Consider the following 18428-nt stretch of genomic DNA (forward strand, 5'->3'; position numbering starts at 1 on the left):
GTCTTATTCCTCTTTCATCGACGCCGCGATGCGCTTGGTCAGCGGATGCAGCAGGTAAACCAGGAGCGAGCGTTCGCCCGTTTTCAGCACCACTTCGACGGGCATGCCGGGCTGCATCACGTGCTTGCCCAGTTTCTTGTAGCCCTCGGGCGTGACGCTGACGCGCGACAGATAGTACTGGACGTTCGTTTGCTGATCGGTAAGCAAATCGCCGGAAACGGATACCACTTTGCCATCGAGCACCATGTGAGGCGAATGGGCGAAGGAGTTGAACCGGATGTCGACCGGCAATCCGGCGTGGACCCGGTCGATCAGGTTCGGCGCGATGCGGGTTTCGATCAGCAACAGCTCGTTTTCAGGAACGACGTCCAGCAACTTCTGGCCCGCCTGGATGACGGCGCCGACGGTCTGCACCGTCAACCCGACGACCTGTCCTGCCGCGGGCGACTTGATTTCGACGCGTCCCATGTCGTCCGCCAGTGCACGAAATTTGCCTTCGTCCGCTTGTGCTTCGCGAGCCACTTCGCCCAGTTGGCTTTCGACTTCCTTGAAGTATTCCTGTTGCCTCGAAATCAGCTTCTGCCTGTATTCGCCGATGCCGCTCTGCGCCCGCGCGATGTTGCCCAGCAGCTCCGCGATCGAGCCGTTCGAATCGGACACCATGCGTTCCAGTTCGAGCTGGCGGTTGCGCGGCGTATAGCCCTCTTTCACCAGTTCACGCGTGTGCTTGAGTTCGTCATGCAACAGCGCGATCTGGCTGCGCCGGTTCTCCAGCACCCCCTGGTAGGCACGGATCAGGGCCTGCTGGCCTTCGATGCCTTCCTGCAAACCGCGCATGTCGGCGCGCAGGGCGGATTTGCGCGACTGGAACAGCTGTTGCTGCGTGTCCATGTGGCCGCGGATCAGCGGATCACTCGCGGCGCTCACCAGGTCGGGGTGGAAAGTGATCGTGGCCGCCCCGGATTGCTCGGCAATCAAGCGTCCCTGCACGGCCCGGTTGCCGAGGTAGCGTTGGCGAACCGATTCGTATTGCGCGCGTGTCGCAGCCTCATCGAGCTTGATCAGGGGCTGGCCCTCGGTGACCCGGTCGCCCTCCCCGACCAGCACCTCCTTGACGATGCCCCCGGTGGGGTGCTGCACCGTCTTGCGCTTGGTATTGATAGCCACCATACCCGGGCTGGGCACGCCTTCGTCCAGCGGTGCAAAAGCCGCCCACGCCAGAAAGATGCCGAGGCCGGCGATGAGCGCCCACATGCCGATGCGGCTGGCCCTCTTCGGGTCGTTGGACGCCGGGGCAACGGGCTCCTTGACAGCGACCTCGGTCGGCTGGGAGGGATTGAGTAAATCAGACTTGACCATAAGACACTCGAGAGGTTGTGTTCACATGAAAACGAGAGGACCGGGCTCAGGCCGGCTGGGCCGAACCGATCGCGGGATTCGGCGGCTCCGTGCGGGGCGCGGCCGGGCGCGGACCGCGCAGGCCGGCCAGCACGCTTTCGCGCGGGCCGTCGGAAACGATCTGGCCGTCCTGCAGCAGGATCACGCGATCGGCCACGGCCACCGCGCTCGGGCGATGCGTGATGAGGAAAACAGTCTTGTTCTTCGCCTTGAGCTGGCGGATGGTGTTGATCAGGGCCACTTCCCCCGCTTCGTCGAGATTCGCGTTGGGTTCGTCGAGCACCAGCATGGCCGGGTAGCCATACACAGCGCGCGCCAGCCCGATGCGTTGGCGCTGCCCACCCGAAAGCAGGTTGCCGGCTTCGCCGATGGGCGTGTCGTAGCCCTTCGGGAAGCGCAGGATCATTTCGTGCAGGCCGGCGCAGCGGGCCGCCTCGATGATCTTCGCGGATTCGAGCTTGCCGAAGCGCGCGATGTTCTCGCCGATGGTGCCCTCGAACAATTCGATGTCCTGCGGCAGGTAGCCCAGGTGCGGACCGAGTTCAAGACGGTCCCAACCCTGGATCGGCAACCCGTCCAGCAGCACCTCGCCCGAAACATCCGGCCAGATCCCGACCATCACGCGCGCGAGGGTGGACTTGCCCGAGCCCGACGGACCGATGATCGCCGTCACCGTACCCGCCGTCACCGTGAAGTCCAGGCCCTTGAGGATGGGCGTTGCGCGGCCGGGCGCCGTCGCGACCACGTCGCGCAAGGTCAGTTCGCCCTGGGGCGCCACACGGGTCAGGTTGGGATCGCGCTCGGGGTAGTCGCGCAGCAACTCTTCCAGCCGATGGAACGCAGCGCGTGTGACGATGAAGCCGCGCCATCCGTTGACCAACTGGTCGATCGGCGCCAGCGCGCGCGATATCAAAAGGTTGGCCGCGATCATGCCGCCCGGGGTCAGTTCGCCCTGGATGACCAGCACAGCACCGACTGCGAGTGAGAAGGACTGCTGGCAGTAGCGGATGAACTTGCTCATCGCCGCCACGCGGCTGCTCACGCTTTGCGCCCTGTCGTTTTGCGCCAGGTAGATGGCCTGCCAGGTTTGCCAGCGCTTGCGCAGGTTGCCCAGCATGCCCATCGACTCGATCACCTCGGCGTTGCGCAGCTTGCTCTGGAGGTAGGTGTGCACATCGGTGCTCGCCTCGCCGGCCGCTTCGGAAGGCTCCACCGTGTGCCGGTGGCCGAACCAGGCCAGAAGACCCTGGATCACCGCGAACAGCAACGCGAACCAGCCCAGGATGGGATGCAGGAAGAACGCGACGGCGATGTAGATGGGCGCCCACGGTGCATCGAAAAAGGCGAAGATGCCCTGGCCCGTGATGAACTGCCGCAGCGTGATCAGGTCGCCGAATGCGCGCGACGGGCTGGCCCGCGACTGGGTGAGGTACGACTCGAAGCTCGAGTTGAAGACGCGGGTGCTGAGCCTTTCGTCGAACCGCACGCCGGCGCGCACGAGAATTTTCGAGCGCATCGACTCCGAAAAGGCCATCAGGCCGATCAGGAACAGCGTGATCAGCGACACGGCCAGCAGCGTCAGCTGGCTGCCGCTGATCAGCACCCGGTCGAACACTTGCAGCATGTAGATCGTGGGCGCCAGCATCATCAGGTTGGCGACCATGCTGAACAGGCCCACGGCCAGGAATTCGCGGCGGAAGGCCCACAGTGCGGCCGTCAGTTCGCTGCGAGCGAAAAATCCAGGTTTGTTCATTTCTCAGTTCCGCCTCAAGAAGTGGTGACGAGTTTCGCGCCACCGGGTGCCGAGCGCTTCTGTGCGGCCTGTTGTTGGGCGGCGGCGCCCTTGGCCATCGCATCCAGTACTTCGTCGCGCGGGCCGAACGCCTTCACCTGGCCGTCCATCAGGACCAGCATCTTGTCCACCACAGGCAGGATGCCGGTACGGTGGGTCATCACCACGAAAGTGGTTCCGCGCGCCTTGAGTTCGAGGATGGCTGCCGCCAGGGCCGCGTCGCCCACCTCGTCCAGGCTGGAGTTGGGCTCATCGAGCACCACCAGCACCGGGTCGCCGAAAATCGCGCGCGCCAGGCCCACGCGCTGGCGTTGGCCGCCGGACAGGATGGCGCCCTCGCGGCCCACCTGGGTGTCGTAGCCGTCGGGCAGGCTGAGGATGTAGTCATGCAGGCCGATCGCACGAGCTGCGGCCTGGACCTTGGCAGGCTCGGCCGGGCCGAACCGCGCGATGTTTTCGGCCAAGGTGCCTTCGAACAGCTCGACGTCCTGCGGCAGGTAGCCGATGCAAGGTCCCAGTTCGGCTTTTTCCCACGCGAACACGTCGGCACCATCCAGACGCACCTTGCCGCTGAGCGCGGGCCACAGGCCCACGAGAAGCCGGGCCAGTGTCGTCTTGCCGGACGCCGAGGGCCCGACAACACCCAATACTTCGCCCGGCTTCAAGCCGAACACCACGCCCTTGAGGATGGTCGTCTCGCCGCCCGGAGCCGCGGCCACCACGTTGTCGACGTGCAGGAAGCCTTTGGGCGACGGCAGCGACATGGCGGGGGGCTTCTTCGGCACAGCCGCCAGCAATTTGTCCAGGCGCTCCCATGAATCGCGCACCCCGACCACTCCACGCCACTGCGCGACGATCTGCACCAGCGGCGCCAACATCCGGCCGCCCAGGATGGACGCGACGACCAGCATCGCCCCGCCGCCATTCAGCTTGTCGTGCAGGAGCATGTAAGCCGCGATCCCGAGCATCGCGGAACCCATGGTGGTTTGCAGGAATTTGGTGATCGCCGTATAGCCGCCGGCCCGTTCGGACGCGGTGGCCTGCAACTTGAGGAACTCCCGCTGCTTCGTGATCCATCGCTCATGGATGTCACGCTGCATGCCCATCGATTCGATCACCTGCGCGTTGCGCAAGGTTCCATCGGCATACTGCTGCGCGGCGAACGCGGTGCGGTTGGCTTCCAAGAGGGGCGGCCGGGTGGCGCGCTCGTTGAGCCAGCCGATGAACACCTGGAGGACCGCGCCGATGACGGCCGCCCACCCGAGCACCGGGCTCATCGCGAAAATCAGCACCGCGAAGACCACGGACACCGGCGCTTCCATCACCGCCAGGACAACCGGCGAATAGAGGAATTCACGCACGGTCTTGAAGTCGGACATGGACTGGGTCGTACCACCCGGGATGCGGCGCAGGTTCGCGGTGAACATGGCGATAAAAATGCGTGGGGCCAGTCTCTGGTCGAGTGCGACGCCGGCGGCCTGCAGGATGCGCACCCGGGCCCAATCCAGCAGTTCCATCACGACGTAGGCGACCAGCACCAGCATCAGGAGCATCACCAGAGTGAAGTGGTTGCGGCTGTTCACGACCCGGTCATAGACCTCCATCATGAAAGCCGTCGGCGCCAGGATCAAAAGCGCGCCGACCATGCTGAACCAGAAGGCCCTCATGAAGTAGGGCCGCAACAGGTAGACGGCCTCGGACAGTTCGGAAGATTTAGGGTTCATGCGGCGCTCTCGACAATGACGTATTCAGGGATTCCACCGTTCGCCGGCTGGTGATGGAGGGCTTCGGGGGCGGCCGCATCGGCGTCCGCCTCCTCGGTGAACCAGAACGACAGCTCGAACACCCCATCGGGCTTGCGTGACAGCACGATCTCTCGCAGCTTCTTCTCATGGAAGCTGCTTTCGGCCGCTGGGGACAGCCCCAGGCGGAAACGCATGCGGCCGTCCAGCGTGTACATGGACAGCACGCCCTCCTTCAGGCTCAGGGTGTGCCGGTCGAAGTACACCGGGCTGGCGTCGGAAAACCGAAGCAAGGGCAAGTCCTTGCCTGCGAGTTTGGTGTGGTGAAAGGGGCTCGCCGGGTGCTGAAAAACGATCCGGGCCGTGCGTGAAACAGAATAGATCGCATTGCAGATCATCTGCGAACCCAGCGCGGGAAATTTCTGGCGCAGCGACTTGTAGGCCAGGTGGTGAAGCGTCACCCGATTCCAGCAGCGGTCTTGCTGGACCAGCGGAGCGAGTTCATTGCAGACCTGCGCGAACGCGATCTGCAAACCCTGCAATCGCTCCGTCTGCTCCACGGAGAGACTCAAGGATACGCGCAACGAAGTGTTCATATAGGAGAGCGATTGTACAGCTCCTATATGAATTTTCCACCCGCATGCGCATCATTTTTCTGGACGCCCTTCGTGTAACTCGAAATCACGACAATCGACAGAAATTGCGGCGTGCTCGATGACGGCCTGCCACCGCTCGGGAAACGTGACCCCAGCCAGCACGATGCGGTCGAACCGATCTAGCGGCAGCCCGTGCGCCAGAATCTCATCGACGGTCGCCGCGATTCGCACCGAGGTGACTGCCTTGTTGCGCAAGGCTCCGCGCAACGCTGCCCACGGCGCCGCCTCGGCCAACCTCAGCTGGAGTGCGCCGATGTGCAGCTCGGGCCCGCAAACCCATGCTGCCGTTGGGCCCGACTGGGGTTCCCCCATGGCCTGGCGTGCCGCCTCGAGGTTCAGCGAAGGCGAGATGCACAGCTCGACCGGGATGCGGCCCGGAATTCCGCCCAGCACCAGGCTGCCTATCTTTTCCTCCGTCCAGCCGGCCGCAACAGGGATGTCGATCCCTGGCACGGTGTTCATTTCGATGAATCCGCCGCCGCCTTCGAGCGGCGACCGCGAGATGTCGCTGGTCAGGTAGTCGAGACCCGCCGTGCCCAAACCCACCGTCAGCGCCAGTTGCTCCGCCAACGAAACGACCGCCGGATGAACGCGATCGGTGACGTCGACCGTCACCCCTCCCGTTGACATGTTCGAGGTGCCACGCAAGACCATTCTGCGGCCCTCGGCAAGAACGGAATCGATATCCGCTCCCTGGCTGGCCAGGTGACCGCGCAGCCCATCGTCTATTTTGATGAGGAGCCGGTACCGGCTCCTGTTCAAATTGCGCGGCCGATCGGCGTTCAGCTGGTCGATCAGCTGCGCTATCGTGCTCTTGCCGTCCCCGACCACAGCCGATGACTCGCGGCGGATCGCCGCCACCATCTTGCCCCCGACGACCATGAGCCGGTGCTCGTCTCCGGGAACGAACTGCTCGACCATCAACGGGCCAGCCGTCACCTGCCGCGCGAATTGATAGGCCTGCTGCAGCTGCGCCGCCGTGCGTATGCCCGCCGTGACCCCTCTTCCACCGCCCATGTTATGCGGCTTGACGACGCACGGATAGCCAATTTCAGACGCTGCATCGCCCAACTGCGCGGCGTCCGTGACAACCACGTGCCTGGGCGTTGGCATGCCCAAAGCTGCGAACACACTTTTGCTCAAAGGCTTGTTCCGGGTCAAATCGTCCGCAAGATACCCGTCCGCGTTGGACATCGACTCCCTGAAGACCCGGGAGCGCGCGCCCCATCCGTATTGGCGGTACCGGGTTCCGGAAAGGAATGCCTGCACGGGTATGTCTTGCCGGCGCGAAGCGATCATCAGGATCCTGGCCTGGTAGTCGGGGTGAAGTTGGGAGCAGTGCTTCCACAGGTCGTCCAAGTCGGCCTTCATCAGCTCGGCTGAAAAGTTTTCGTTGGAGCTTGCAAGCGCGAGCGCGTTGACGGCGAGCTCCAGCGCCATGCCCGTCAGCCGGGGATGATGAAAGCCCACCCACACGGTTGCCCCGCCGGGGCCGTTCCGCGCGTCCGCCTCGTGCAGGTACCCGCGCACTTCAATCAGTGCGCCGAGCGCCCAGCGCGCAACTGCTCTGGCCACGATTTCGCCGGGCGGAGTGCCGGCGGCGGTCAGCAGCGAACTGTCGATCCAGTAGGGAAATGCCCGTGCGAGCCGGGCTGCGCCCGTGACGAAGTGCGCAGCATATGCCGGAGTCATCTCCAGGCTGCAGACCAGCACCGGCTCTTTCGACCAGATGTTGGGCCCGTGGTAACAGGCGACCTGGCTGAGCCGCAAGTCGCGGCCCAGTGCCGGGGCGTTGCTCATGATCCTGGCTGAGCCCGCGTCTGTGCACCCTGCGGGGCAAGGTACTCGACCGACCCGGCATACCGCTCGATGAGCGCCTGCCAACGCTCGGGGAACGACACGCCGGCCATGACCACGCGATCGAGACGGTCGACCGGCAGGCCGTACGTCACGATGTCATCGACGGTACAAGCGATCTGCAAGGACGTCACGGTCTTGTTGCGCAATGCGCTGCGCACCGTGGCCCACGGCGCGGGATCGGCAATCCGCAGTTCGAGGGGACCGACCTGCAATTTCTGGCCGCAAACCCATGCGGCAGTCGGCGCATCACCGGCCTTGCCGAGCGTCCGGCGCGCGGCCTCGATGTCCAGCTCAGGCAACACGCACAGGCCCACCGGAATCCGGCCCGGCGCCTCTCCCAGCACCAGGTTGCCGATTTTTTCGTCCGGCCAGCCCGCCGCGGTCAGCACATCCAGCCCCGGGGTCGTGTTCATTTCGATGAACGCACCATGAGCTTCGAGAGGTGAGCGCGTGATGTCGGTCGTCAGGTAGTCGAGCCCCGCGGTTTCCAGGCCCACGGTGACCGCCAGTTGCTCGGCCAGCGCGGTCACGGACGGATGGACCTGGTCGGTGACGTCGACCGCAACGCCGCCGGTGGAAATATTCGAATTGCTGCGCAACGTGATCCTGGTGCCTGCGGGCAGCACCGCATCCAAGCCCACGCCCTGCCTGGCCAGTTGTTCGACCAACGCGTTGTCCAGGGCTACGGGCCGCCGGTAGCGGCTCTTCACCATGTTGACCGAGCGATCGGCGTTCAACCGGCCGATCAGTTGCCGTACCGTGCGCTGGCCGTCGCCCACCACGGACGACGGTTCGCGCCGGATCGCGGCGACCAGCCGGCCCCCAATCAGCATGAGCCGGTAGTCCATGCCCTGAACCATCTGCTCGACCATCAAGGCACCATCGGTCACGCGCCGGGCCTGTTCACACGCACTGCGCGCCTCGGACATCGTCTGGATGCCTGCCGTCACTCCTTTGCCGCCCCCCATGTCAGTGGGCTTGACGACGCACGGGAATCCGATGTCGGACACCGCCTGCTCCAGTGAATCGCCCTCGCGCAGAAGCACGTGCCTGGGTGTCGGCATCCCGAGCGCGGCGAATACGGCCTTGCTTGTGGGCTTGCGCAGCGCCAGATCCCCCGCAAGATTCCCGTCGGCATTGGACAGTGTCTCCATGAAGATCCTTCCCCGCGCGCCCCATCCGTATTGCCAGTACTTGCTTTCGGAAATGAATGGCAGTACCGGGACGTCTCGGTGGCGCGCCGCCGCCATCAGGATCCTGGCCTGGTAGTCCGGATGGTGCCGGAAGCAGAACTGCCACAACGCGTCCAGGCCAGCCTTCAGGAGATTGGGCGAAAAATCCTCGCGCGCGGTCGCCATGGCAAGCGCACGCAAAGCCAATTCCATGGCCAGCCCGGTCGCCTTGGGATGATGGAAGGCCACCCACAGCGCCACGGCTTCGGACGTCTGCCGTGCACCCGCCTCATGGAGGTAGCCCCGCACTTCGTTGAGCGCACCGAGTGTCCATTGGGCAAGAACCTTTGCAATAGCTTCCTCAGAGGCCGGCAGGGCCAGGAGTGCCGGGTCGACCCAGTCGCCGTACAGCCGAGCGAGCTTTGCCGCACCTTCGGCGAACTGGGCGGTGTATTGCGGCTCGATGGCGATGTGGCAGACCAGCGCAGGTTCCTGCGACCAGATGTTGGGCCCGTGGTAGCACGCCACCTGGCTGCATCGCAGGTCACGACCTAATATGGGCGCATCGCTCATTCGCGGCCCCGCGTTTGGAAATGGTTGCGCACTGCGTCGGCCAGCCCACCATACGGGGTAGACACGACCATTCCGGCATCCAACTGCCCGATGATCGGCTGCCATTGCGGGCACTCACTGTCAAGGATGATCCTTCCGCGGCACAACGGTGCCAACGTCAGGGCCAGCGCTTGCCAACGCTTCCACTCCGCGCTGGGGCCGGCTCCTGGCGCCGTCCCTGCCAAGACAAGCACGTCGAACCGGTCCACCGGCAGCCCCGAGTGGCCTGCGCCCCCGGCGGAGATGCCGATGACGGCGGCATCCACTGCCGGGTCGGTCAGGAGGGCCTGCCCGGCACTGAAAGTATCTGACGGCGCTTTCGCCACGATCGCGGATCCCACGCGAACCTCGTGCTCCCACGCAGTCCCGACGCGCCCAAGACTGGCCAGGGAAATCGCCATGGTGCGGTACAAGCTCTCGTCCTGGGGACCCAGCACCATGACGACGGGAATGCGGCCCTCACCCGGCAGCAGTCTTTCGAGGAACCCGCGTACATTGCGGGCCGGCAGCTTGGGTTTGCCGTTCACCTCGCAGATGCCGGCGCCCGTTTCGAGCCATGAGCGCCCGATGTCCGGGATGAGCAGGTCGACACCCGCAACATCCAGTCCGAGGACGCGGGCGGCCCGCACGCACAGCGCGACGTTGTCGGGGTGAGCTTTGTCCGTGACCGGAAACGGTGTGGCCCCCATGGCGACATTGGCCGCACCCCGCAACCTCACAACCTGTCCCTCCGGCGGAATCGAATTCGCATCCAGGCCCTGCAGGGAGAGAAATTCGCGCGCTTCCGCGTCAAGATGGATGCGCTTGAGGGACGCGGCGGTTCCGCGTTCGCCGCGGCGCGGATCCGCGTTGAGTTTCGCCAGCAGACGCGCCACCGAATTCGCCCCATCCCCGACGACTCCTCCGGGAACGCGATGCATCACGCTGTACACCTCGCCGTCGAGGACATCGACCCGGTAGTCGTTGCCCTTCACGAACGCCTCGACCAGGATGGCTTCGGAAATCTCGCTCGCTGCCGCAAAGGCCCGCCTGACCGCTGCCTCGTTTGGGAGCCCGGCCCCGACACCGAGGCCGCCGTCGGCAGCCGCAGGCTTGACCACCACCGGGTAGCCTATTCGTGCGGCGATCCGCACTGCGTGGTCGGCATCGCCTGCCAACTCATGATGGGGCACCGGAATCCCTGCAGCGCGCAGTAGCAGTGCAGTGGTGCGCTTGTCCTTCGCGGCCGCAATCCCGATGGCGGAGGTGGCTCCGGTGATCGTGCTCTCCAGACGGCGAGCCCGTGAGCCCCAGCCATACTCGTAGACGTTGCCGAACACATGGCGCCAGGGGATATCCATCGCGGAGGCCGCAGCCAGGAATGCCGGCGTATTGGCATCGCCCGGTGCATGGCGGTCGATGCGCTCAACGACCCGTGGCAGGGCCGCCAGGGCACTCGCAACTGGCGTGCGCTCGACGACGCAGTTCATCAAGTCCGAAGCCCAGTACAGCGCGTCGAGCGCTTCCTGCTGCGCCACATAGGCAGGCACCACCAACTTCAGCGGCGCGCCGGCCCGAGCTGATTTGTGCACCGTCGGCGGGTCCAACATCGAGAACCCGGCTTGCCGGAGGATCGCTTGGGTGGCGCGTACCACAGCGCCGAGGGCGGGGTGGGACTGGAATGACGGATGCAGCGCCACTTCGGCAGCGCCGGGCAGCACCTTGCCGATCGCCTTGGCAAAAGTCTTCAGCGCCTGCGCGCTGGCGTCACGGCTCACCATCACGTCGACCAACAGGGCCGGCTGGCGCATTCCGGGCAGGTAGCCGGGCACTCGGTAGGCCTTGTCAAGGCTCAGTGCGGGGGCGACGGTGGGTACGGCGGATGAGACAGGTGCCTGCTGCGCTGGCGGCGACGGGTGAAGGGCCGGGGTCTCACGGGTTCGCATGCGCGAATGGTAACCGCCCATGAAAAAAGCCCCCACCCTGTTGCCAGGGCGGGGGCTTTGTGCGTGTCACCCCGGCGAACCGGGGAGAGCCGCTTTTACCTTCAGAGGAAGAAGGTGTAGTCGGTGAAGTCCTTCTCGTAGCCGAAGTCGGCCACACCGATCAGCTGGACCGTGTCGTCAGCAGCGCCAGCCACCGTCGACGTCACCAGGTTGATGGTGTACACGCCGTCGTTGGTCGTGCTTTCGGTCATGGTGATCCAGCGCGTTGCCACGCCGTTCGCCGTGCCGACGATGCCATTCACTTCGCTGCCGCGGATGTCGTTGACCTGGTTGCTGTCATTGATCACAACGCCCGTGACATCGTACGACGTGAAGTCGATGAAGTCGAAGTTGGTTTCCGGGCCAGGAGGAATGATGACCAGTTCACCAGGAGCGTCGTCCACGCCAACCGTGCCTGCGATGGTGCCAACGATGTTATTGGTACCCAGGTCAAAGTCAGCGGCGGTGCCGATCGGCTCGTCGCCAACCACGGTCGACTGGAACGCAACAGCCGTGCCGTCACCCGACAGAGTAACCGACCAGCCAGCAACCCCAAAGGCCGCTGCGTTTGCCACCAGCGTCGCAGCCAGGGTCACCGAGCCGTCGCCAGCCAGGTACGGGGTGTTCACGCCGTCGAAGACGAAAGCACCGGCAGCAGCAGCAGCCGTACCAGCGGTGTCGAAGTCGACGATGAAGTTCGAGAACGTGCCCGGAACCACGGGGTCGGCACCCTGGGTAGTGGTCAACGGCGTCACCGTACCGTTGCCGTTCGCGGCGCCGAAGTAGGTGCCGGTGAAGTCCGCAGCCGCCACGTCCGGGGTCACTTCCATGAACAGCTTGGTCTGGATGACGACCGAGTTCGTGTTCGTCGTGTGCGACACGACTTCCCAGTTGGCCGAGTCGAACTGCTGAAAGAACTGGAACGCGACGTCTTCGGCAGGGATAACGCCCATGACCACCGGAGCGGCCAAGGTAACGGTCTCGCCGTCGAAAATGATCGTCTGAGCCGCCGGGCTGCCATCCGAGTCACTGAAGGTCAACGTGACTACTTCGCGAACGCCGTCTTCGCCGGTCTGGAATTGTTCGCCACCAGTGTAGTTGTCCTGGAAGTTGACGATGCTGTCCGTGCCGTTGGCGAAGCCGTTGTACACCAGGGTGTCGTTGCTCCACATGCCCGTGCCCAGCACGATGACGTCGTTGGCCGTGCCGCCTTCGATGTCGTTGTCGGCCACGTTTTCGCTGTCTTCGCCTTCGAGCGTCGCGTTGTCGTCCCAGCCGAACGTCGCGTCGGTCGTCGGGTTGTAGCCGTCCAGCAGCGTGCCGCCGACAGGAGCCACAGCCGAGAACAGCACCAGGGCCGGGTTCGTCTGAGCAGCCGTCAGGCTGGCGGTGGAGAAGCGGATCGTCAGCTGGTCGACCGCGTTGGTGGCGACCCCATCAATGCCGTAGTCCGCCCAGCCGTCGTCCATCTGGCCGTCGATCAGCGAACGCACGATCAGGGTACGGGCCGGGCCGTCTTCCGCGACCAGCAGCTTGCTCAGCACCGGGTCGGAGTTGATGGCCAGCTTGATCGCCTGGTTGATGTGCAGGTCGGTGATCGTGACGTTGGCGAGCTTGCCCACGCTGTCGGCGATCGCAACCTTCTTGCTGTAACCCATGAAGTTCACGGTCAGTTCGGCATTGACAGCCGAGACCGTTGCGCCGTTTTGCGACAGCAGGTCTTCGACGTCGTTGTTGACCGAGTTGAACACCCAGGTCGCCTTGCCGTCGTTGAAGTAGTTGTCTTCGCCGCCGTCTTCGCCACCGGTGTTGTCGGCGTAGATGGTGTCAGCGCCGGAGCCGCCGTCGATCACCCAGTTGCCGCTGCCCAACGTGCGGATCGTGTCGTCGCCTGCATCGCCGTTGATGGCGAGGTTGGCGTTGATCGCGCTGTTCTGGTACCAGTTGTCCCACTGGGAGTCGACGAGGTTTTCGTCGAGCGACACGTCTTCACCGAAGCCAGCGTAGCCCTCGCCGATCATCGTCACGATTTCGTCGTTGCCGGCGCCACCGTTGATGGTCAGTTCGAAGTCTTCGCGGGTCGTGGAACCGGCCTTGGCCAGGTTGTAGTCGCTCAGCCACAGGTTGATGTAGTCGTTGCCCGTACCGCCGGTGTACACGAACTCGACGTTGTCCAGTTCAGGCGCGTCATTGGCTTCGTCCACCAGCGTCATGTACTTTTCGGTCACGTCGTTCGTCAGGCCCGCGTACAGCGTCAGGTCACCCTTCAGGCCGCTTGCGTCGAAAATACGCACGTCCTTCAGAGCACCCTGGTTGCGCCAGCTCGGATCCACCACGTCGCCCAGTTCCATCGAGTCAGGCAGGCTCAGGAAGGGGGAGTTCTGGTTGCCGATGGTCAGGTCGGCGTAGCTGCCGGTCTGAGCCGCGTTGGTGTCGACATAGACTTCGCGCAGGTTGTTGCCCGTGGAGTGCAGGTACGACAGCGAGCTGGGCTTGTCGGCTGCGCCGGAAACCGTGACGTCGAAAATGTCGATGCCCTTGCCATCGTACTGGTCGGTCCACTGGTTCTGGCCGTCCTTGTACATGCTGCCGATGATCAGACCGCCGCCGTCGCCGGCCAGGCCAACCTTCTCGAGCTCGACATTGATGCGCAGTTCCTGGCTTTGATCGGACGGGGTGGCTTCGGCGCGCTCATAGCGGTTCGAGTTACCGATTTCGAGGGGCGTGTCGTTCGCCTTCAGGATTTGCAGGTCGTCTTCGCCCACGAGCAGCGTGTTGGCAACGCCGCCGGTGGTGCCTTCGACGCTCAGCGTGATGCTTTGGCCGACACGTTGCACGCCGGTGGTGGGGCTGATGTCCGACAGGAAGTCAGCGCCGAATTCGGCCGTGACGGATTGCAGAGCCAGGTCGCCCGGGTTGGCGGCCTTCAGGATCACGAGGGCGTCCTGGATGGCGGCCAGCAGCTCGTCGTACGTCTCGATTTCCGTGCCGCCGTTGTTGAAGTCTTCGTCGATGATTTCGTCGAGGTCGTAGCTCACGCCGTTCAGCGTGAAGTTCATCTCAGCGATATAGACGCCCGTCAGGGGACGGAAGGGGGCAAGAGCGGCCGGGTTCGACGGGTGGGTGGCGTCGTACGCGTCTTCGTTCATCAGACGGATGTCGATGCTGGGACGGGTGCGCACGATCGACGGGTTCAGGTAGTCCTGGTCGAAGTAGACGGACAGGTCGGACTCGGCCCAATGCGAGTCACGGTTGCCGGTGTAGCCCATCACGACCGTGAGGTCGGACAACTCACGGGCGGTGCCGGTGTTGTCTTGGGTCGTCATGTTCTGGATGACCAGGTTGGCATCGGAGTGCCAGGAACCGATCATGTCCACGCCCAGCATGTCCTTGGCGTTGATGTAGACGTTGGTCTCACCCAGGCCGAGGTTGCCGAGTTCGCCCAGGCCGGGGATGTTCAGGCCCATGATGCCGATGCCGGAGTTGACGGCTTCGATCTTCACGTTCTCGATGCCGGTGGTCATCGGCTGGATGGGCATGGTCTGCGAGCCCAGGAGGCCGCCTGCGCTGCCGGCGAAGACGCCTGCAGTGACCTTGGCATTCAGCGCGTCGGTGCCGGCGCCGCCGGCCAGGACGTCGCCGGAGCCCAGCGTGTTGACCTGGTGGCCCAGGGAGTTCTGCACCACGAAGGAGGTGAAGGTGTCGTTGGCGTCGCCGCCGGCCTTCACGTCTTGGCCCACTTCCAGGAAGATGGACTGGGGCGTGTCGGGCGATTCACCCACGGTGCCTGCATCGATGTCGGCGATGGCTGCGTCGACGGTGGCCGGGTCGGCGGTGACGTCAGCCAGGACGATGGTGGCGTTGCCGGCGGTGCCGCCGTCTTCAGCGTAGTACTGGGCGACTTCGACCTTGTTGTTGAACAGGGCCGCGCTTGCCAGACCGTCCGGATCGGTGCCGTTGTAGTTGGCGATGGCCGTGATCATTTCGGTGATGACGGAACCGGGGGTTGCACCGGCGGCGTTGAGCTTGCCGGTCCAGAAGGCCAGGCCTTCGGCGTCTGCCGTGCGGCCCAGAACGTTCGAGTAGAACGAACCGATGATTTCCTGGTTGGTCATCCAGGTGGGGAAGTAAGCGCGGGCCGGCGCCGTCGCGAACATGGCGTCCGCGATCTGCGTCATCGACTGACCGCTGTTGCGCTGCGAGACCCAGAAACCCAGGCCCTCGCTATCGGGGGCACGCCCAAACAGGGCAACGTACAGCTGGGAGACTTCTGTACGCATTGCTACGGTGATTGCCATTCAAAACTCCTGAAGAAAAGGAATGTGTCTGTGATATCAAAGACGGCTAATAACTTTCAGCCAGTGCGGAGTATAGGTGTTACGGATGCGCTACTTGTGATGTGCATCACAAAATTCGTCGGCAGAGTAGCTTTGCAAGGTTTGTTGCCGTCAAGCAACAACGTGTCGAAAGCCGAGCTGGCGCACTCCCTGGGCTTTCACCAGCTCCGCTGGACAGTGAGCTGGATGACCTCTCCCTTGACTCGGAACACTTCCAGGTTGGAACGCTGCCTGAAACCCTGCAGGGCCAGCGTTGCGAGCCAGGAATCCTCGTCTATGCCCGCCGGCTGCAGCGGCACCGTGTACGCGAGGCCGGCGGTAAGCCGGCTCGAGCGGCGCGGGGCGTTGTCGGCCAGAAGGGGACTGTACCCCTGGGAATCGCTCGCGCGCGCCCATTGCGCCTGGGCCTCGAATCGGTGGGTGCCATTGAAGCCGGGCCAGCTCCACCGATGCGACATCGTGAGTTCCAGGTGGCGGGTGTTGTCGCCTGGGCGACCACGGTCTGATGTGAAATTGCCCCGAGCGGCTTCCCAGCCGGCGCGCCACTGGAAGTTGACGCGGCCGCCGCTGCCTGTCCATGGAACGTCGCACGAGGCAGCGCCGCTTACCCAGGCCAGCCGGCTGTCCAGATTGGGGGCAACCGGGAAATGGCGTATGTCGAGTTCGATCCCGCCGCGGGGGCTGCAGGGTAAGTCTTTCCAGGCGTGCACCACGCTGAAACCAATGCCATTGAGCAAAGCGTTGCCGCCAAGCCGCAGCTGCTGGGTGGTGAAACCGACGCGCCATGGGCCAGGCAGGAGGCCCAGCGCGCCACCGAACACGGGCTCGCTGCTCGCGTAGCCGGCGCCCATCAGCACTTCAACCGTGTCGAATTCGCGCAAACTGGCATTGACCCGCGATTTGGCGCTGGCAGAGAACTCCACCTGCCCCCTGCCCCATTCGTGGGTGGCTTCGGCGCCCAGGCTGGCGACAGTGTATGAATCGGATTGCGGACGCAGCGAAGGATTCAGCGGGAGCAGCACGGCCCCGGCGCCCGGCAGGGTGAGCGTGAGATCCGAGCGGGCCAGCCCGGTGTTGGCGTTGTTGTCATAGCCCAAGCCGCCGAGGAACACCGCGCGCAGCCTCCAGCCCTCGCGTTCGGGGCGCTGGCCCTGGATGGCCCGGCGCAGATTGCTCACCCCCAGCGCGATAGGCGGCGGCAGCTTGAAGCGGGCTTCGAGGATGGTGAGGAATTCCTCGGCCTGGACCGTGTCGCCTTCCGCCTGCGCTGCGATCGCGAGGTCGAGCCAGGCGCCGGCGAACGAAGGGTCGGCTTCGACGGCGCGAGTGAAAGCGACGCGCGCATCGGCGTAGCGGCGCTCGGCGATCGCCTCGACACCTTGTGAATACCAGCCTTGGGCTTCGGGCGTCTGCGCACAGGCCTGGGACCAGGCCAGCGCGCCTGCCAGTACGGAGAGAGACCCTGGAAAAAGCCTGCGAGCCGCCTTAGCGAACCCAGCGAACCGCACCCAACAGACCTCCGCTGGAGAGTTGCTTGTCGAAGATGTAGGCGGCTTCCGTGCCGCTGCCGGACACCGCGCCGCTCATGTTCATGTTCGAGCGCGCCGGATCCGAGAACATCAAGCCCTGGAACTGCACCTTGCCCGCGGCGTTCAGCTGTTCCACGCCCTGCGCGTGCGCAACCGACAAGGTGGTGCTGAACGTCCGCTGGCTGAAATCGACGCCGAACGTGCCGCCGGTGACCTGCGCGGGCGTCAGCTGGCCCTTGGCGAGCGTATAGGCTTCGCTATTGGCAAGCTCGAAACTGAACGTGCCCTGTGCCGGGATGTCATTGGGCAGCGCGCCGTTTCGCAGCAGGCCAAAGACCGTGTTGCCAAATACCATCTCCCGGGTGCCCTCGGCGAGCAGGCTCGCCATGGCCGGGGAACCGGCGCCCTTGGCATATGTCGACCAACGCCCCCAGACGAATTGCGGGGGCGGCGGCGGCACTGTCTCGACGGGCGGCGCCGGAACCGGCGCAGCCGCGCCGAGGCCGCCGGCGAGGCGGTCGGCGGCGACCAGATTCGCGGCATCCTTCGAATCCGCGAGCTTGACATCCGACTTCGACTCCGCGCGAGGCTCCTCGGGGCGGTTGACCGGGTTCTGGCTGCTGCTGCCGTGCGGATCCTGTTCGGGACGCACGAGCACCGGTGCCACGCTGCGCGCGCTCACCTCGAGGTAAGCATGGCTCAGGCTGGCGTTGAGTTCCCGCGTCGAGCCGGTGGAGCACGGACCCAGCGTGACGCTGGAGCAGTCGCTGCCCAGCGGTGTGACGGCCACCGCGCCGCGGCTCACGGAGACGCGGGTGGCGTCGCTGGAGGACACCACGGTGTAGTCGGTACCGCGAAGGCCGATGGCGGCCATCGGCGTGTTGAATCGGTAGTTCTGCTTGGCGGCCTCTCCACCCTTGCCCGAAACAGTGCGGGCATTGCCGTTGTGGAGGTTCAGCTTGATGCGGCTGGCGGAAGGGTTGGCCGCGTCGTACTCGTACAACTCGACGGCGAACTTCGAATCAGGGCGAATGGCGACGAACGCGTTGTCGATCATCCGGACGTGGACATACCCGTCCTTGCCGGTCGAGACATGGTCGCCCTGGCGTACTTGGGCGCCTGCCTGCAGCGCGCTGCGGGTGCCGTCAGCGGCGACCAGATGCACCGGCCCCGAAACGAACACGACGCTGCCCGCGCCCGGCACTGTCTGCGCGTGCGCTGCAAAGCCGAAACAACCGAGGCCCAGCAACAGCGGCGCCCAGGCAGGGGCATTGCCTGACGGAAAACGGAATGCGGCGATCGGTGTGCTTGGTTTCATGAGTCGCTCCGGCCTGAGTGAACTACGCCGACTTGGAGTATCCCAGCT

General features: G+C 64.7%; 10 protein-coding genes. All 10 read right to left on the reverse strand.

All coding sequences use genetic code 11. The annotated features are described in order from the left end of the window. Nucleotides 1–3: 3 nt before the first annotated feature. A complete protein-coding gene (locus EEB15_RS08275) occupies nt 4–1359 on the reverse strand; it encodes an HlyD family type I secretion periplasmic adaptor subunit (protein WP_141509362.1) in 1356 nt (451 codons plus the stop codon). Nucleotides 1360–1405: 46 nt separating this feature from the next. Next, nucleotides 1406–3151, reverse strand: coding sequence for a type I secretion system permease/ATPase (locus tag EEB15_RS08280; protein WP_141509363.1), 1746 nt, complete (start codon nt 3149–3151; stop codon nt 1406–1408). 14 nt (nt 3152–3165) lie between these two features. Next, nucleotides 3166–4914 (reverse strand): type I secretion system permease/ATPase, encoded by a 1749-nt coding sequence (locus EEB15_RS08285; RefSeq protein WP_141509364.1) that lies wholly within the window; start codon nt 4912–4914, stop codon nt 3166–3168. Further along, nucleotides 4911–5528, reverse strand: coding sequence for a hypothetical protein (locus tag EEB15_RS08290; RefSeq protein ID WP_141509365.1), 618 nt, complete (start codon nt 5526–5528; stop codon nt 4911–4913). Before EEB15_RS08290 ends, EEB15_RS08285 begins: the two co-directional genes overlap by 4 nt. Before the next feature lie 51 nt (nt 5529–5579). Continuing rightward, complete coding sequence (locus EEB15_RS08295; protein ID WP_158290039.1) at nt 5580–7358, reverse strand: ATP-grasp domain-containing protein; 1779 nt, start codon at nt 7356–7358, stop codon at nt 5580–5582. Between the two features lie 26 nt (nt 7359–7384). Further along, the gene (locus EEB15_RS08300) at nt 7385–9193 is read right to left on the reverse strand and encodes an ATP-grasp domain-containing protein (RefSeq protein WP_158290040.1); all 1809 of its coding nucleotides are present in this window, start codon (nt 9191–9193) and stop codon (nt 7385–7387) included. Beyond that, complete coding sequence (locus tag EEB15_RS08305) at nt 9190–11157, reverse strand: acetate--CoA ligase family protein (protein WP_158290041.1); 1968 nt, start codon at nt 11155–11157, stop codon at nt 9190–9192. Before EEB15_RS08305 ends, EEB15_RS08300 begins: the two co-directional genes overlap by 4 nt. Nucleotides 11158–11258: 101 nt before the next feature. Then, entirely contained in the window at nt 11259–15494 is a 4236-nt protein-coding gene (locus EEB15_RS08310; protein WP_141509369.1) for a DUF4214 domain-containing protein, read from the reverse strand. Nucleotides 15495–15691: 197 nt separating this feature from the next. Further along, a complete protein-coding gene (locus tag EEB15_RS08315) occupies nt 15692–17041 on the reverse strand; it encodes a tetratricopeptide repeat protein (protein WP_141509370.1) in 1350 nt (449 codons plus the stop codon). Further along, entirely contained in the window at nt 17019–18380 is a 1362-nt protein-coding gene (locus tag EEB15_RS08320) for a FecR domain-containing protein (RefSeq protein ID WP_158290042.1), read from the reverse strand. Before EEB15_RS08320 ends, EEB15_RS08315 begins: the two co-directional genes overlap by 23 nt. Nucleotides 18381–18428 lie beyond the last annotated feature (48 nt).

Source organism: Ramlibacter sp. WS9 (genome assembly GCF_003797765.1).
In the GTDB taxonomy this organism is placed as follows: Bacteria; Pseudomonadota; Gammaproteobacteria; order Burkholderiales; family Burkholderiaceae_C; genus Ramlibacter.